Genomic DNA, 17884 nt, shown 5'->3' with positions numbered 1-17884 from the left:
CTGCCAAGAATACCCCAGCGGCGGCGCCCAGGCATGCGCTTGCAACACCGCGCTACGGCAAACCGAGCATGCGGCGCTCCAGCATACCCGCGCCGCGCGGCTGGGCCGCCGGCGTCGGCACATCGGTCGGCCAGGTCGCTCCCTCGTACAGGTACGCCCACAACCGATCCAGCGCCACATAGCCAAAAGGCAGCAGCGGTACGTGGTGTTCGCCGAAACCGGGCAGCGCCAGGAACGCATCGAAGTGCTGCGCGTACGGTACCTTCCAATAGATCGGCGCGCGTCCTTCCTCGCGCAGCCACGCCACATACGGCTCGGAGCTGAACGCGGTCGGCAACAGTCCGTCCCCAGCACCGTGCACCACCCACAGCGGCAGGTCGCCACGCGGCAGCTTGGCCGCCGTGGCCGCAATGGAAGCATGCAGTGCCTGCGACTGGTGATCGTCGCCGGTCCACAGAGCGCGCAGGCATTCGCTGCCGATCAGCGTGGGATCGGACGAGACACTCATGCCCCCCAACAGGCCGATGCCATTGCCGGGTGGAATGCCCGCACCATCTGCCCACCACGCTGCCCGGGTGACGGGATCGGCTACACCGGGCAGGCCGCCCACACCGATCGCCGCGTAATGGAAACCGCACGGCATGTCGTTGGCGCCACGACGCAGGTAGGACGAGGCATAGCCCGCGGCGATCACTCGCCACAGATCGAATGTGGTGGTGCTGGCAGCCGTGTTCAGCGCTTCGTCGGTCCAGCCACGGGTGTGCAGGTACTGGTAAGCCTGCTCCGCCTGCTCGGCCACGGTGTTGCCGCGCAATTTGCCTTGCGCGCGCAAGCTGGCACAGCGCAGCGGCCATGCGGATGGCAACACGCCGCCGGGGCCACGCGCGAACGGAGTCGCCGCGAAGCGCTCGCTACCCAGCGCGCACGGCAACCAGATCGCCGCCTCAGTGGCGTAGTCGTACATCGCACGGCCGCGTTCGAACACGTGCACGTTCGGTTCCAGTGCCACTACGCCGGCGAAGAAGTGATCCTGGTCAAGGCCAGCCGCCTGCAGCACCGCGGCGCCACCGTTGGACACGCCGGTGGCGATGATCTTCGTGTTCTGCGCCGTGAACGGCGCCTCGTCCGGAAACGCACGATCGAGCATGGCCAGCCCGAACTGCGCCGCCTGAATCACATGGCGGCCCCAGTCGGCCTCCGGGTTGTCGCCGGAATGCATGTGCTTGATCGCGATACCGGTGCCCGCTGGTGCCGGTGTTGGCTGGAACTCCAATTCTGCTTCGCCGCGATTCGCGCGGCGGCCGTCCAGCGCCACTCCGCTATTGTCGGCGTAGTCGAAATAACCGGCACCGGCGCCCTTGTCGGTATACGCCACGGCGCAACCGTGCGGCAGACCCCAGGCACCGGCCAGCGCAATCGCGCCGTAGATGCCACGCGAACCCGACGAGGCAGTGACTACCAGGCAGCGCTTCTGCTTGTCGAAATGATCGGGCAACTGCAGTAGCACGCGATGGGGCGTTTGCGCGCTGGGAATGCGCGCAAACGCCTGATACTCGCGGCCGGGCACATCCGGCACGCCGCCGTACACCGTGCCGTAACCGCCTAGCGGGCCGAGATCGGCGATGCCCTTCCAGCTGGTCTGGATGGCCCGCCGACGCAGCTCTTCAGCGGTAGGGTCCAGCGGATTGGCAAACGGCAGCGGTGCACCTGCCAAACCCGCCTGTCCCAGACCGGCGCTCAACAGATCATCGCGACCACGGTGTTCGGTCACACGCACTTCGCCGTAATCGACCTCACGCATGGCAGGTTCCTTGGTCATCGGGACGCGGGCACAAGCCGACAGCATGACTGATACCAGCACGGGCAGACACAGCAGCGTCGAAAAGCGGGCGGACTTCTTCATTCCGCCACCATAACAAGCACACCGCTGCCTGCCATCGTACGAAAGTCCAGTCCCGGCCACGTCAAGTCGCTCATTGAACTCGACGCCATCGCCGCGGCCCGCTAACTTCACCGACATGACGAGCCTGCTGATCGCCGACGACCATCCACTGTTCCGCGCTGCATTGCGCCTCGCCGCCAGTGAAAGCCTGCCCGATTGCGCGGTGCGCGAGGCCGCGGACCTGCCAGGCGTATTCGCCACGCTGGCCGCCGAGCCGGACATCGACATGGTCCTGCTCGACCTGCACATGCCCGGCAGCCACGGTTTGTCTGGACTCGCTGCGCTACGCGGCCAGCATCCTGGCATCGCCGTGCTGGTGGTGTCCGCTCATGACGAACCACGCATCGTGCGCCGCGTACTCGATCACGGCGCCGCCGGCTTCATTCCCAAGAGTTCCAGCCCCGCCGAGATCGGCGAAGCGATCCGCTGCGTGCTCGACTGCGGCACCTGGCTGCCGCCCCACCTCGCCGACGCCGTCGCCGCGCTACCCGTCAACCCCAACGACACGGACCTCGCCAGCCGGCTCGCCCGCCTCACCGAGCAGCAATCCCGCGTGCTCGCCCTGCTCGCCGAAGGCCTGCTCAACAAGCAGATCGCCGATCGCCTGGCGATCCAGGAGCGCACGGTGAAAGCGCATGTCACCGCGATCTTCGAGAAGCTCAAGGTCAGGAATCGGACGCAGGCGGGGATGTTGTTGCGGTCGCTGGATCTGGGCGAGCCGGCGCGGGTGGGTTGATCCTGACGTGTCGTGGCATCGCGCGTCTGGCTTAAAGTAGGCGCTGTCGATCTCTACTACGCACTGCCACTCAGCACTACCACTCAGGGGGAACCACCATGTTTCAGGGAATCAGCACGCGTGCTGTCAGCATTGCCGCGATCGTCGTTCTGGTCGTGATCGTATTGTCCAGTTCGTTCTTCGTGGTACCGCCGAGCGAGATGGCTGCCGTGCGCTGGCTTGGGGGCACCGTCACTACCAAGCAGCCGCTAGGTACGGGCCTGCACTTCAAACTGCCTTTTCTGGAAACGGCGGACTACCTCCAAACCTCGCAATCGACCTACACCTTGCCTGACCTCAGCGTATACACGAACGACAATCAGTCGGTCGATATCAGCATTTCGGTCATCTACCAGATTCCCTCCACGGCGGTGATGCACCTGCTGTACGACGTGGGCAAGACCGGCAATACCGACATCGAATCGACCATCGTGCCGGTCATCCGCGATCGCGCCCTGGCGGTATTCGCCAAGTACAACACATTGAATGTCTCGGATTCGCGCGCGCAGATCACCGAGCAGATGCGCAAGGAAGTCGGCCTGGCGCTGCAGCGGCTGTTCGGCATCAACGTGGTCGACTTGCAGCTCACCGGCATCAAATACTCGCCAGTGTTCTCCGCCTCCGTGGAGCAGGCGGTCAAGGCCAAAGCCGAAGCGGTCCAGGCGCAGAATACGGTGCTGCAGAAGAAGTACGAAGGCGAGCAGAAAACCGTCACCGCGGCGGCCGAGGCGCAAGCCAAGATCGAATCGGCCAAGGGCATCGCCGAATCCACCATATTGGAAGCCGACGCTCAGGCCAAAGCCATTCAAGTGGTCGGCCAGGCGATGCAGGCGAACCCGCTGTACACCAAGTTCTACGCCATTCAGCACTGGAACGGCGTGCTGCCGCAATACGTCGGCGGCAATGGCGCGGTACCGTTCGTGGATATCAGCGACAAGAACAGGTAACCGATCGCAGGCCCGATGCGGAAATGCATCGGGCAATTACCCGAAAAGCGTTTCCCGCCAGGCCACTGCCCAAACCATCTAGCAGTGGCCTGCGTTCTTGCACTACGCAAGCCAGCGCTGGTTCAAGCCTGCGCCACGCCGGCTGCCACCCGCTGCAGTACCTGCCGCAGCGCCAGCGGCTTGAGCGGCTTGTAGAGCACGCCGATGCCCGCATCCAGCAAGCGCTGGCGCAGCTCGCCGTCGCGGTCGGCGGTCAGCATCACAGTCGGCACATCGGCGTGGCGCGCACGCAGCCGCTCCCACACATCGAGCCCGGTACACCCGCCATCGAGATGGAAATCGAGGATATGCAGGTCCGGTTGCCACGGTGCCGCCAGCGCCTGCTCGGTATTGCGGCAGGCATGCACATGCCAACCCCAGCTGACGAGCAGGCTGCTTAGCGCGGCGAGTGCGGCGGGCTCGTTGTCCAGCACCAACGCGCGGCCCGCCGGCAATGGCTGCTGCGCATCGGCGACAGGCGGCAGTCGTGTGGCCGCTCGCACCATCGGCATACTGAGGTCGAACACGCTACCGCGGCCAGGCCATGAGCGCAGTCCGAGCGGATGGCCAAGCAGTCCGGCCATGCGCTGCGCGATCGACAAACCGAGTCCGAGCCCCTGCCCGCCCGCGGCGCTGCCGCGGCGGAATTCCTGGAAGATCAGCTGCTGCTCGTTCGGCGCGATGCCTGGGCCGGTATCCCAGACCTCCACACGCAGTTGCTGTCCGGACCGGCGCACGCCCAGCAGTACGCGTCCGTGCTCCGCATAACGCATCGCATTCGACAGAAAGTTCTGCAGCACACGGCGCAGCAGTTGCGGATCGGAACGCACCCACGCGCGAGTGCCGACCACGTCCAGCCGCACGCCGCGGTCGAGCGCGATGGCGCGGAATTCGGCGGCCAACGGATCGAGCACTTCGGCCAGCGGGAACGCGCGCGCTTGCGGATGCAGGCGGCCGCCTTCGAGGCGCGCCACATCGAGCAGGCCAGTGAGCAGGCCTTCGGTAGCGGCGAGTGCGCCGTTGAGATGTTGCATGGTGGTGGCATCGTTGCCGCGCTCGGTCACTGAATGGGCGAACAGCTGCGCCGCGTGCAACGGTTGCATCAGGTCGTGGGTCACCGCAGCAAGGAAGCGGCTCTTCGCGTCGTTCGCAGCCTGCGCTTCGGCGGACGCCGCAGCCAGCGCTCGGGTGCGTTCTTCCACGCGCAGTTCCAGCGTTTCGTTGACGCGCTTGAGCGAGCCTTCAGCCTGGCGGAACGCGGTAACGTCGGTGAAGGTGGCGACGAAGCCACCGCCGGGCATCGGGTTGCCGCGAATCTCGACGATGGTGCCGTCGGGGAAACGTCGCTCCGACAGGTGCCGGGTGCCTGCGCGCATATGCGTGAGCCGGCGCTGCACACGTTGCTCCGCCTCCCCAGGACCGAGCATGCCGGCGTCGATGTTGTAGCGGGTCAGCTCGGCCACCGGGCGTCCGACTTGCAGCAGCTCGGGCGGATAGTTGAACAGGCGCGCATACGGACTGTTCCAGGCGACCAAGCGCAGCTCGGCATCGACCACGCAGATGCCCTGGCTCATGTTCTCCAGCGCCGCCTCCAGCACGCGCTGGTTGAAGCGCAGATCCTGTGCCGCCTCGCCCACGATGGCGACGACCGTGTCCAGATCGTCGCGGCCTTGCCGGTGCACCACTTCCAACAGCAACCGTGCCGATGCGGCGCCGATCACCGCAGCCAGTTCGTGTTCGACCTGCCCGACCCGCACGCTGCCGGCGAGGCCGGCTGCCGGCGCACTGGCGAACAGATGCTCGACCCGTTCGGATGGCAGGAAGCGCGCCGCCAGTGCACGCAGTTCGACCACGCCGACATCGCCCACGCTGACCGCGCGCGCGATGCGGCCGTAGCGCGAACTGGCCACCGCCAGCATCACGGCAATATTCACCAGCAAGCTCACTACGACGGCGCGACCCAGCTGATTCCAGTTGGACAGTCCGAGCAAATCGTCAGGTGCCAGCCAGTGCCACCCAAACGGACCGCGGTGCAACCACGCCGGTGCGGACGGCAGCAAAGCAGGCACTACCGCGTACATCCACACCAGCGTGCCGGCGGCCAGCCCGGCCATCACCGCGCGAGAACCCAGCTGCGGGCGATACACCGCGGCGAGCAGTGCCGGAGCGAGTCCGGCCAGCGCGGAAAACGAGATCGCGCCGATATCCGCCAGCGCCTCATTGCGTGCCAGCACACGGCTGTAAGTCCAGGCCAACAGAATCACCAGCAAGATCGCCACACGCCGGTGATTCAGCAGTTCGCCACGCAGGTCGCCGTGCTCGTCGCGACCCCAGCCCGCCTTCACCCGCAACGGTGCGATGAAGTGATTGACCACCATCAGGCTCAACGCCAGCGTCGCAATCACCACCATGCTGGTGGCGGCGCTGAGGCCGCCGAGAAAAGCGATCAGCGCCAGGCCGTGTTCGCCACGCGCCAGCGGCAGCGCCAGCACGTACATGTCCGACGACACGCCACTCGGCCCCAGCAACGCATCGCCCAGCCGCGCCAGCGGCAGGATAGGCAGCGAGATCAGCAGCAGATAAAGCGGAAAGAGCCAGCGTGCGGTACGCAGGTTGCCGTCACTGCGGCACTCCACGATGCCCGCATAGAACTGATGCGGCATGGTGAACATCGCCAGCGCGCCAAGCAGGATCAGCGCCGGGAAACCGTCGCTGTCCGGCGGTGGCGGCACGTTGACCGGCAAACCGGCCGGCAACGCAGTGAACAGCAAGGTGCCCAAGGCCAGCATCGCGCCGAGCTTGAACAGCGACTCGAACGCCATCGCCAATACCAGCCCGCGGTTGTGCGCCATGGTCGACGCGCGCCGCGTGCCGAACAGCATCGCGAACAGCGCCATCAGCAACGCCACATACAGCGCACTGTCCTGCCACGGATCGGACTCGGACAGCTGGCCGTGGCTGAGAATGCCGTAGCTCATCGCCACCGCCTTCAGCTGCAGCGCGATATACGGCACGATGCCGATCACCACCACCGCGGTAACCAGCGCCGCCAGTCCCGAATGACGCCCCAGCCGCACGGCGATCAGATCGGCCAGCGAACCAGCGTTGTACTCGCGCACCAGCTGCACCAGCCGGCCGAGGAATTTCAGCGCGAACAGATAGACCAGGATGGCGCCGACAAACGTAGGCGGCAGCCACCAGCCGGAACGGCTGGCCTGCGTCACCGTGCCGTAGAACGTCCACGACGTGCAGTGGATCGCCAGCGACAACGCGTACACGATCGCCCAGCGTTTTTCGAAGATGTGAGGGCGGCGCTCACCCAGCAGCGCCACGCCGAACAGCAGGCCCAGCCAGCACAGCGCGGCGATGGCGATGATGCTGGCGCTCAACATGGTGTTTGCACTGGTGCAGGCGATTTCAGTCGCGATGGCTTTGCGCTTGGTGGGCTGGTTTGAAGCGAAGAGCTTTCGTGCGCCTTCGGCGCCCGAGTTACTTTCTCTTTGTGGGGCCAAAGAGAAAGGTAACCAAAGAGAAAGGCCACCCCGCTTGGCGCTTGCCGCCCATCCGTGGGCGGCAAGTCCGTGAGCCGGGGCCGGGCTTTTCGACAGGGCTCCTGCCCTGGCGAAAAGGAGTCGACCTCCCTGTCGACTCCCGCTGCGCGGCCTGTCGTCCCCGTCTCACCGCCGCACAGGGGCCCCGGGTAGAGCAGCGGGCCTTCGTGGCCCGCACTCGGTGAAAAGCCGAAGCGAAGCGTCGCTCTGGTTCTTCTGAACAGTACGCGCAGGAGGCGCGTTGCTTTACCGGGGCCCCTCTGCAGCGGCGGGTGGGTGGAGGAACAGCCCGCAGGGTGGTTCGCAGGGATGCGAACCAGTTTGGCGTCAGGGCAGGATGCCCTGTCGACAAACCCCGCAACCCACCCGCGGACTTTGCGGGCACGATGCCCGCAAAGCGCGTAAGCGGGGGGTCGTTTTCTCTTGGTTACTTCTCTTTTGGACAAGCAAAAGAGAAGTAACTCGCCCTCCGCAGGAGGGTGAAAGCTCTTCGCTCTGGACAAGTGACAAAGCAATAAGAGCATCGCGACTGAAGTCGCTCCCACATGGAAGCCCGCCGGCATCAATGCCCCGCCGGCAACCCCAGCGCCCGCACCGCGTTCACCAGCCAGCGCAACTGCACGCCGTGGCGGCTGTCGTAGTCGACTCCGGAATATCCCCACCAGTCCCAGCATGCTTGCGGATTCAAGGGCGCAAAACTTGCGCGGGTCTGAGGATATAACACCGCCACGTCGTACACGTCGGCCCAGCGGTTGAAGCCGGCGTCCTTGACGAACGACTCGCCCACAGCCTCCGCGTTCTGCTTGCAACCGTGGAACGCGACCACCACGCCGCACGGTTTGCCGGCGAGGCACGCCGGCGGCAGATAGACGTAGCCGGTGTTGGCCATGAAGGCATCGGCACCGCTGGGACGCAGTGCATCCTGGTCGAACGTGCGCAGCTCGCCGCGCGCCGCGGTCGCTGCATGAGCCGGTTTGCCGAACATCTGGGTGAAGATTTCGCCGGCGGCGTCGAAGCCACAGTGACCGAGATACGGCGCGACCGATTTATCGCAATCGTCGCCACGGGCAGCCACCGGCAAGTTATGCGCGAACGCGCGCTGGCCATCGTCATGCACCTGCATGCCCTTGAGGCCTGGCGTGCCGTCGCGCAACTGTTCGTAGAAATGCGCGCCGGCTTCCGCCACCGCCGGCGCCACCAACGTGTCGGCACTGCCATGCAACAGGTAGATATGCGCGTGCGCTAGATCCTTCAGCGCGCCGATCTCGCCGGCGGCGGAACGTTTCCCGGCGCTTGCCACCAACACTGCGACATCGGGTGCCGGCACGCCCTTCATGCAACTGCCGAGCGCGATGTCCAGCTTGCCACCGGCGCAGCCAAACGGCCCGCCGGCCACGAGTGCCGCATTCGGAAACAGTTCCGGATACGCCAGCTGCGCCTGGGTCGCCATGTATGCGCCGGAGGACAGGCCGACCACGGCGGTACGCGCCGGGTCGATCTTGAGTTTGGGCAGGCTACCGGCGTCTTTCGCGCAGACGGTGCCGGCGCTGGTCAACAGAGCCAGCCACAGCAGGCGCGTTACCTCTCGGATGTTCATCGGTCTGCTCCGTTTCGTCGGGTTATGGCGTGATGTTTCACTTCAGTCGGAGCAGATCCGCGTCAAACGACCGCGATCAGAACGTATAGCGTGCGCTCAACGTGACCATCCGCGGAGCACCGTAGAACCCCGTGACAATACCCAGCGAACTGATGTTGTAGCCGGTGGTGCGGTACGACTTGTTGGCCAGGTTGGTGCCTTGCAGGCTCAGCGTCCATGGCTGGCTGACCTGCCAGATCACGCCGGCGTTCCAGAGACCGTAGGCCGGCTGCGCGATCAGCGGCGACAGCGTGGTTTCCGGGTACACCAGACTCTGGTAGGTGTAGTTGATGCGGGTAGTGAGGTTGCCGCCGTTGGCCAGCTCGTGGGTGTTTTCCAGCGAAAGGCCACCTGACCACTTCGGTGCGTTGGTGAACTTCTGCTGGTCGGCGACATTGACGCCTCTGGTCAGGTACTGGGTGTACTTGGTGTGCAAGTAGGCAAAGTTGCCGCTGAAAGTCCATGCCTCGGTCGGCTTCCAGGCGAACTCCTCTTCCACACCATCGATGTGGCCTTTGCCCGCGTTGGTGAAATCACCGAAGAAACCCTGGCTGCCGTTCGGCAAGGTGTACGAGCTGAACACCGACAGCTGGATGTTCGAGTACACGTTGTGGAATGCCGCCGTGTTGAGCATCAGGCGGTCGTCGAGGAACGTCATCTTGCTGCCCAGTTCGTACGACTGCACTTTCTCGTCGTCGATCGGGCGGCACGACGCCGGCACGGCCACGCAGTTGGCGCGAATATTGAAGCCGCCCGAATGGAAGCCCTCGCTGTAGCTGGCGTAGAGCTTGATCTGGTTGCTGACACTCCAGTCGAGCGAGACCTTCGGCGAGACATTGTTGCTGGCGTGAGAGCCTCTGAAGTTCGCCACCGTCGAGATCGGCGTGCTGAAGCTTGCGTTGGCGAAGCCGAAGTTCTGGATCAGCGCGGTCTTGGTTTCATGGGTGTAGCGCAGCCCGACATCGAGGCTCCAGGCCGGGCTGAAATCCCAGCTGAAATCGCCGTAACCGGCGTAGCTCCTGGTGCCCATGCGCCCGCCCGTGCTGCCGTACTGCGACAAGCCCAACGTGCTGTACGGCGGTGAGCCGAGGAAGATGTTGTGTATCTGTCCGGTGGCCGAACCGTCGAAGTAATACAAGCCGGCGACGCCGTGCACGCTGCCGCCGGCATCGTAGTTGGCCTGCAATTCCTGGCTGAACTGGTGGTCCTTGTAGATCGCGCTGACGTCGGCGATCTTTTCCGGCAGCGTGTCGAAATCGATGTTGGTCAGGGTCGATGAACCGCGCACCGCGGTGACCGATTTGAGCGACCACTCCTGGCTGGCGATCCAGTTCATCGTCAGCGCGGTGCCGTACAGTTTCGTGTGGTTGACCTGCGCCATGCCGCTGCGCGTGTCGAAATCGCTGGACAGCGGCGCATACGCCCGATCGAGCTTGTTGGCGATCAGCATCTTGGCGCCGCGCGGATTGGAGTTGTCGCGCACGCCATCGACCGATAGCTGCGCATTGAAACTGCTGGATGGGAAGAAGCCGAGCGTGGCACGCGCGGCGTTGGTGTTCTTGTTGCCATTGCGGCTGCCGGTGAGCACGTCGCGGCCAAAACCATCGTTGTGTTCGCTGGCAACGGCCGCCCGTGCGCGCCAGACCTGATCGGCACTGGCGCCGCCCACGCTGGCCTTGATGTCTTTCTCGCCATGGGTGCCCACGGTGGCGTCGACCGAGCCTTCGGTCTTCACAGGCAACGGGTTGGAGACGTACTTGATCGCGCCGCCGATCGTGTTCTTGCCGTACAAGGTGCCCTGCGGCCCGCGCAGCACCTCGATCCGATTGACGTCGAACACGTCCACCACGGCGCCCTGCGGGCGGGCCAGATAAACGTCGTCGAGATAGATGCCCACGCCCGGATCGAAGCCCCAGGTCGGGTCGGCCTGGCCCACGCCGCGGATGTAAGCCGTCAGCGTGGTGTTGGAACCGCGCGCGGCATACACCTGCAGCGAGGGCACCTTGCCCTGCAGATCAGCCAGGTTCTGCACGTTCTGCTTGAACAGCGACGCGGCGGTGAATGCGCTGACCGCGATAGGCACGTCCTGCAGGGTTTCCTCGCGTTTGCGGGCGGTCACCGTCACCTGCCCGAGCTGTTTGGCGTTAACCGGCTTGGCATCGCCCGGCTTGGCGGCGTTGGCATTCGCTTCCCCGGAAGCCTGTTGCGCGCTCAGTGGCGCGACACAGAACAGACCGAATGTCAGACCCATCGCCAGACTCAGACGCGTGCGCTTCATAACCCTTCCCCCGCAGGTGACGCAGCCATCGGTGATGGATGCTGATACGGGTGAGCATAGGCAGGGTGACCGGTCTGGGCACTTGTACCTTCGTACAGTGCCCGCGCCAATGGGCGCCGTGGATACTCGCAGTCCATCGTATGGACGCAGACGTCCGAGGAGTTTCGCGGGATGGCATTTCTGATCGTGCTGGCCGCGCTGTGTTTTCTGATGATCGCGGCATATCGCGGCTACAGCGTGATCCTGTTCGCGCCGATCGCCGCACTGGGCGCCGTGCTGCTGACCGAGCCGGCACTGGTCGCGCCGATGTTCACCGGCCTGTTCATGGACAAGATGGTCGGCTTCCTCAAGCTGTACTTCCCGGTCTTCATGCTAGGCGCAGTGTTCGGCAAGCTGATCGAGCTGTCGGGCTTTTCCAAGGCCATCGTTGCCGCGACGATCGGCCTGGTCGGGCGCAGCCGGGCGATCCTGTCGATCGTGCTGGTGTGCGCGCTGCTGACCTATGGCGGCGTATCGCTGTTCGTGGTGGTGTTCGCGGTGTATCCGTTTGCTGCCGAACTGTTCCGTGCCAGCAACATCCCCAAGCGGTTGATCCCAGGCACCATCGCGCTGGGCGCGTTCACTTTCACCATGGATTCGCTGCCGGGTACGCCGCAGATCCAGAACATCATCCCTACCGCATTCTTCGGCACCAACACCTGGGCGGCGCCGTGGCTGGGCACGATAGGCGCGGTATTCATCCTGATCGTGGGACTCGCTTATCTCGATCTGCGCCGACGGAAAGCGGCAGCGGCTGGCGAAGGCTATGGCGACAATCTCGTCAACGAGCCGGCTCCGTTCGAGGGCGGCAAGCTGGCGCATCCGCTGATCGCGCTACTGCCGCTGGTGCTGGTCGGTGTGTGCAACAAGCTGTTCACCGACGCCATTCCACGCATCTACGGCGAGACGCAATCGTTTCTACCCAGCGTGGTCGGCAGTGCCAAGCCGGTGGTGCAGGAAGTGGCCAAGATCGCCGCGATCTGGGCGGTCGAGGGCGCGCTGCTGGTCGGCATCCTGTGTGTGCTGGTGTTCGCCTGGCGGCCGGTGGTCAGGCAGTTTGCCGACGGCAGCAAGGCGGCCGTCGGCGGCGCGTTGCTGGCTTCGATGAATACAGCGTCGGAATACGGCTTTGGCGCGGTGATCGCAGCCCTGCCCGGCTTCAAACTGGTCGCCGATGCGCTGCACACGATCCCGAACCCGCTGATCAACGAGGCGGTCACTGTCACCGCGCTGGCCGGCATCACCGGCTCGGCCTCCGGCGGCATGAGCATCGCGCTGGGTGCGATGGCCGATACCTTCATCGCCAACGCGAACGCGGCCGGCATTCCGCTGGAGGTGATGCACCGGGTTGCCGCGATGGCGTCCGGCGGCATGGACACGCTGCCCCACAACGGCGCGGTGATCACCTTGCTCGCGGTGACCGGACTGACCCATCGGCAGGCGTACAAGGACATCTTCGCGATCACCGTGGTCAAGACGCTGGCAGTGCTGGTGGTGATCGCCGCGTTCTACCTCACCGGCGTGGTCTAGACCGCCACCATAACGACGTCGCTCCCCCGATCGGCCACATACCGATCGCCGACGCCAGACCGATCCGGAACCGCACGGTTGCGCGGCTCCTCCTGTTCCGCGCAAGCGGAACTGTCGTGAAGCGAAGGGAGATATGAGCGATGTCGATCAAGACGTACGTATTGGGGCTGCTGGCCCTGCTGCTGTTCATGCCGGTGTTGTCCGCACGAGCCACCTGCCGTGACACCGTGGTGCTGGTGCATGGCAATACCGGCAGCCCCGCCGACTTTCAGAACACCTACAACCTGCTGCGCCAGCAGGGCTGGAGCGATGCCCAGATCGTCGCGCCGGCCTGGGGCAATGCGTTATGCGCCGCCTGCAACGACCACAACGGCAGCGAAGAAACACCGGTCATGAATGCGATCAGCAGTGCTATCGCCAGCTCATGCAGCGGGCACATCGATGTGATCGGCCATTCGATGGGCGTGACCCTGGCGATGCGCGAGATCGACAAGCTTGGCGTGGCCAGCAAGGTCGATGTGTTCATTGGCATCGCCGGTGCGGTGCACGGGCTGTGGTCGTGCGGCATGTATCCGTTCAACGTCGCCACCGCCACCTGCGGCTATTACGGCCTGTCGGTGAGCAGCCCGTTCCTGCAGAGCATCGCCGGCCATCGTTTCGGCGTGCATATGTACTCGATGAAATCGTGGAGCGACGAAATCAATTGCTATACCAGCTGCCTCGTCTACGGCGTCCATACCTCGACGATTCCCGGCGAGGATTACAGCTTCGACTATCCGTATGGCCACTATCAGCTGCTGTGGCTCACCGCCGCCGATCAGGTGAGTCTCTTGCAGTAAGAAGGCTGCTACCGGCCGGCGTGCGGTGATATACGTGCGTCGGACCGTCGCCAGATGGTCCTCTGATAAGCTGGGGCTTCGTTGCATCAGGGAGGATGTCGACACGATCCATTTCCCGATGCCTTAACCAGGGGAATCAGGAAAATGATCGTATCGCGTCGCCTCATCATGACTGCCGTGCTGACAGCCGGTGTCTGCATTGCTGGTTGCCATCGCGGGCAGTCGCCTGCCAAGGTCGACGCCGCTTCGATTCAGCGCGCGCAAGACCAACTCTCACAGCCTGCATGGCTGCGCGGTCACCTGCCTGCCAGTACGGTGGGCTACATCCGTATCGCCTCGCCATGGGGCATGCTCGGCGCCGCCCCCAGCGGTCGCCCGCTGGATGCCGTGATGGCCAGCGAACAGAATCTCAAAGCCATCGCTGCGTTGCGCGATGCCTTGGCCAAGGACAAGACGCTAGCCGATGCTGGCGCCACCCCGTATCTGCTGCCGCTGCTCGCCGACCTGCGCTCGCCGGTGGAAGTGGCGATGATCGATCCGATCGGCACGATGTCACCGAATACACAGATGCTGGTCACGATGCGGATGGCACAGAAGAGCGTCGTCGACCTCAACGCACGCTTCGCACAGTTCAATGCGCCTGCGCTGAAATTGACCGCGCCATTGGACAGCAACGGTGACGGTCGTCTGGCGATCGGCACACCGTTGCATTTCGACGTAACCAGCGGACGTCTGTTCGCACTGGCCAGCCGGCAACCTGTAGAACCGGTCACGCTCACCACTCTGATTGTTGAACTCGCGCAAACAAAACCAGACAGCGATGCCGGCAAGGCGATTGCTGCGCAAGAACAGCAAATCGACCAGTCAGGTCAGGGCACGTTTGCCTGGATCAGCCTGCATGGCCTGGGTGGCGTCGCTGCCGGTGCGATTCCGGCGCAGTCGGTTGGCACCTTGCCTGGCGATCTCACATCCAAGGCCGAGAGTGTGACGTTTGGCGCCGGCACAGTCGATGGTCATGGGCGCCTGCGCATTGTGGTGCATGCACCACAGGCACGGCTGCTCGGTTACCTTGCGCCGACACGGTTCGCACCTGATTTCAAGGTCGCTGGCAAGCCACATTGGCTAGTGAATTTTGCACTACCCGGTGGCGATCAATACAAAGCCTTTGAGGACAATCTCTCACTCGACTTTGGAGTGGATCGTGCCGGAACCGTCCGCAACGCAGAGGTAACGCTGCAGCAGAAACTTGGTTTCAGCCTCAGCGACCTGAGTCGCTGGATCGGCCCGGAGATCATCGGCTTCGAGGACGATGCAGGTGTCTATACGGCTGTTCGCGTCAATGACCGCAACGCGCTGTACGAGCATCTGCAGGCGCTTGCCAGGCGCCAGAACGGCAGCTATCGCACCCAGTCGATGGACGGCGTCGAAATTCATGTCCTCGATTTCGGCCACACGGCACCTGACGCTGCCCATGCCGACCCGCGCCAGCAGGCATGGGCCACGCTGACAGCACGTTTCGGCACCCATCTGTACTGGATCGAGGATGGCGATTTCCTCATTTTCGCCAAGGTTCCGCAGGCGTTGGCCGACCGTGGTGCTGCCAGACTCGATACTTCGCTCGACGCGTGGCTGAAGTCGCAAGCCTGGCAGGGCAAGCAGAACCTGCTTGGTTTTACTACCGTGTCGCACGATGCCCAACGCAACGCCTATTACGGTTACCTGCAAATGCTGCAGATACTCGGCGACCTCAGCGGTCAATCGACGGATCTGTTGGCACTGCCGGCCGCGCATACATTGAAGCTTCCGCAAGAAGGCGTGATTGGCATGAATCTCGGTGTCACTGCCGATGACCTGTCGTTCAATATCACCTACGAGCAGCAGCCCCTGGAGATGTTGACCGGCAGCAGTGGCAGCGGCTCGATGACAGCCGTAGCGGCGGTTGCGATCGTTGCCGCCATCGCCATCCCCGCTTATCAGGACTACATAGTGCGGGCGCAGGTCACCGAAGGCATCGTGCTCATGGATGGCGCCAAGACCGCGTTGACGGAATACCACCAACAACATGGTCGTTGGCCAACGAACAACCAACAGGCAGGCTTGCCTGAGCCGGATGCAATCAAGGGACGTTATGTCGACAGCATTACCGTAGCCGCCGACGGTGAAATCCAGGCCCATTTCAGCGGCAGGCCACCACAGCAGGCCAATGTCCAGCTGAATGGCAAGACGCTTTCGCTGACGCCGCTGGGCAGCACCTGGCACTGCCATTCCGACGACATCACGGCCAAATATCTGCCGGCCAGTTGCCGCCAGCCGTGAGGGTGAGTTGCCCCGCGCCCAAGCGCGGGGCAACCGGGTTCGACGAGCGGTTCATCGAAATTGCGGGCAAGTTGTCATATAAGTCCGTATAATTGGTCGATTCACACTTCAAGAATCCTGCGTGACGGCCACCGAGCCGCCCGAGTCGATCCCATGTCTATCGAAAAACTGCGCAATATCGCCATCGTCGCCCACGTCGATCACGGCAAAACCACTCTCGTCGATTGTCTGCTCAAGCAGTCCGGCACGCTCAACGAGCGCACCGTGCTGGCCGAGCGCGTGATGGACTCGAACGACCAGGAAAAGGAACGCGGCATCACCATCCTGGCCAAGAACACCGCCATCACCTGGCAGGGCAATCGCATCAACATCGTCGACACGCCGGGACATGCCGACTTCGGCGGCGAAGTGGAGCGCGTGCTGTCGATGGTCGATTCGGTGCTGATCCTGGTCGACGCGATGGACGGCCCGATGCCGCAGACCCGTTTCGTGACGCAGAAGGCGTTCGCGATGGGCTTCAAGCCGATCGTGGTGATCAACAAGGTCGACCGTCCGGGTGCCCGCCCGGAGTGGGTGGTCGAGCAGGTGTGGGATCTGTTCGATCGTCTGGGCGCCACGCCGGAGCAGATGGACTTCCCGATCGTCTATGCCTCGGCGCTGAACGGCTATGCCGGCCTCAACGACGACGTGCGCGAAGGCGACATGACCCCGCTGTACGAAGCGATCATGCAGCACGTGAGCAAGCCGGACGTCGATCCGGATGGTCCGTTCCAGATGCGCATCAGCCAGCTCGACTACAACAACTTCGTTGGCGTGATCGGCATCGGCCGTATCCAGCGCGGCGTCTTGAAGAAGGGCATGCCGGTCGCCGTGATCGATCGCCATGGCAAGAAGCGCCAAGGCAAGGTGATGCAGGTGCTGGGCTTCCTCGGCCTGGAGCGGATCGAGCAGGAAAGCGCCGAGGCCGGCGACATCGTCGCGATCTCGGGTATCGCCGATCTGACCATCTCCGACACCGTCTGCGCGCTGGATGCGCCTGAGGCGTTGCCCGCGCTGACCGTGGACGAACCGACCATCTCGATGACCTTCCAGGTCAACAACTCGCCGTTCGCCGGCAACAAGGACCTTTCCGGCGGCAAGTTCCTGACCAGTCGCCAGCTGCGCGAGCGTCTGGATCGTGAGCAGGTGCACAACGTGGCGCTGAAGGTCGAGGAAGGTTCCGACGCCGACAAGTTCCTGGTCTCCGGCCGCGGCGAGCTGCATCTGTCGGTGTTGATCGAGAACATGCGTCGTGAAGGCTACGAGCTGGCTGTGTCGCGTGCGGAGGTGATCATCAAGGAGATCGATGGCCAGAAGATGGAGCCGATCGAGCAACTGGTGGTCGACGTGGAGGAAGTCCACCAGGGCGCCGTGATGGAAAGGCTCGGCGTGCGCAAGGGTCAGCTGAAGAACATGGAGTCCGACGGCAAGGGACGCGTGCGTCTGGATTACGAGATCCCGGCGCGGGGCCTGATCGGCTTCCAGAACCAGTTCAAGACCTTGACCCAGGGTTCGGGCCTGCTGTTCCACGTGTTCGACCATTACGGCCCGAAGGAAGACGGCCAGATCGCCAAGCGCCTCAACGGCGTGATGATTGCCAACGCCGGCGGCACCACCCCGGCCTACTCGCTCGGGCCGCTGCAGGATCGCGGCAAGCTGTTCGCGGCCGAAGGCGACTCGGTCTATGAAGGCCAGCTGGTCGGCATCCACGCCAAGGACAACGACCTCACCGTCAACGTGATCAAGCCGAAGCCGCTGACCAACATGCGCGCCTCGGGCAAGGACGATGCGATCCAGCTGACTCCGGCGATCAAGTTCACGCTGGAACAGGCACTGGACTTCATCGACGACGACGAGCTGGTCGAGATCACCCCGAAAGAAATCCGCCTGCGCAAGAAGCACCTCACCGAGAACGACCGCAAGCGCGCTTCGCGCGGTTGAGTTTCCATCTCG

General features: G+C 64.0%; 11 protein-coding genes. 7 read left to right on the top strand and 4 right to left on the bottom strand.

What is annotated here, in order from left to right; all coding sequences use genetic code 11:
• Positions 1 to 52: 52 nt before the first annotated feature.
• The gene (locus BUA26_RS12080) at positions 53 to 1801 is read right to left on the bottom strand and encodes a 3-hydroxybutyrate oligomer hydrolase family protein (protein ID WP_072761563.1); all 1749 of its coding nucleotides are present in this window, start codon (positions 1799 to 1801) and stop codon (positions 53 to 55) included.
• Between the two features lie 217 nt (positions 1802 to 2018).
• On the opposite strand from BUA26_RS12080, the gene BUA26_RS12075 reads away from it, so the two are divergent.
• A complete protein-coding gene (locus tag BUA26_RS12075; protein ID WP_072761028.1) occupies positions 2019 to 2678 on the top strand; it encodes a response regulator transcription factor in 660 nt (219 codons plus the stop codon).
• A 98-nt stretch (positions 2679 to 2776) separates the two neighbouring features.
• A complete protein-coding gene (locus tag BUA26_RS12070) occupies positions 2777 to 3664 on the top strand; it encodes an SPFH domain-containing protein (RefSeq protein WP_072761026.1) in 888 nt (295 codons plus the stop codon).
• 122 nt (positions 3665 to 3786) lie between these two features.
• On the opposite strand, the gene BUA26_RS12065 is transcribed toward BUA26_RS12070, so the two are convergent.
• On the bottom strand, positions 3787 to 7095 hold the full coding sequence (locus BUA26_RS12065) for a PAS-domain containing protein (protein WP_072761024.1): 3309 nt from the start codon (positions 7093 to 7095) through the stop codon (positions 3787 to 3789).
• Between BUA26_RS12065 and BUA26_RS20120 the strand changes: the two genes are divergently transcribed.
• On the top strand, positions 7070 to 7288 hold the full coding sequence (locus BUA26_RS20120; protein ID WP_143154259.1) for a hypothetical protein: 219 nt from the start codon (positions 7070 to 7072) through the stop codon (positions 7286 to 7288). The two genes, BUA26_RS12065 and BUA26_RS20120, sit on opposite strands and share 26 nt — an antisense overlap.
• A 528-nt stretch (positions 7289 to 7816) precedes the next feature.
• On the opposite strand, the gene BUA26_RS12060 is transcribed toward BUA26_RS20120, so the two are convergent.
• Entirely contained in the window at positions 7817 to 8851 is a 1035-nt protein-coding gene (locus BUA26_RS12060; RefSeq protein ID WP_143154258.1) for an extracellular catalytic domain type 2 short-chain-length polyhydroxyalkanoate depolymerase, read from the bottom strand.
• 76 nt (positions 8852 to 8927) lie between these two features.
• The gene (locus BUA26_RS12055) at positions 8928 to 11168 is read right to left on the bottom strand and encodes a TonB-dependent receptor (RefSeq protein WP_072761022.1); all 2241 of its coding nucleotides are present in this window, start codon (positions 11166 to 11168) and stop codon (positions 8928 to 8930) included.
• Positions 11169 to 11339: 171 nt separating this feature from the next.
• Here BUA26_RS12055 and BUA26_RS12050 point away from each other — a divergent pair, with 171 nt between their 5' ends.
• From BUA26_RS12050 to typA, 4 genes are all read left to right on the top strand, one after another.
• Entirely contained in the window at positions 11340 to 12737 is a 1398-nt protein-coding gene (locus BUA26_RS12050; protein ID WP_072761020.1) for a GntP family permease, read from the top strand.
• 140 nt (positions 12738 to 12877) lie between these two features.
• Positions 12878 to 13576, top strand: coding sequence for an alpha/beta hydrolase family protein (locus BUA26_RS12045; RefSeq protein WP_083572986.1), 699 nt, complete (start codon positions 12878 to 12880; stop codon positions 13574 to 13576).
• Positions 13577 to 13720: 144 nt separating this feature from the next.
• Positions 13721 to 15892: a pilin gene (locus tag BUA26_RS20740; RefSeq protein ID WP_255368303.1), complete on the top strand. Its 2172-nt coding sequence runs from the start codon at positions 13721 to 13723 to the stop codon at positions 15890 to 15892.
• A gap of 153 nt (positions 15893 to 16045) precedes the next feature.
• The gene (typA, locus tag BUA26_RS12035; RefSeq protein ID WP_072761018.1) at positions 16046 to 17872 is read left to right on the top strand and encodes a translational GTPase TypA; all 1827 of its coding nucleotides are present in this window, start codon (positions 16046 to 16048) and stop codon (positions 17870 to 17872) included.
• The last annotated feature ends 12 nt before the right edge of the window (positions 17873 to 17884 follow it).

The sequence above is a fragment of the Rhodanobacter sp. OK091 genome (genome assembly GCF_900142825.1).
In the GTDB taxonomy this organism is placed as follows: domain Bacteria; phylum Pseudomonadota; class Gammaproteobacteria; order Xanthomonadales; family Rhodanobacteraceae; genus Rhodanobacter.
The sequence above is the reverse complement of the archived record's forward strand: the minus strand, read 5'-3'. Positions and strand labels throughout refer to the sequence as shown.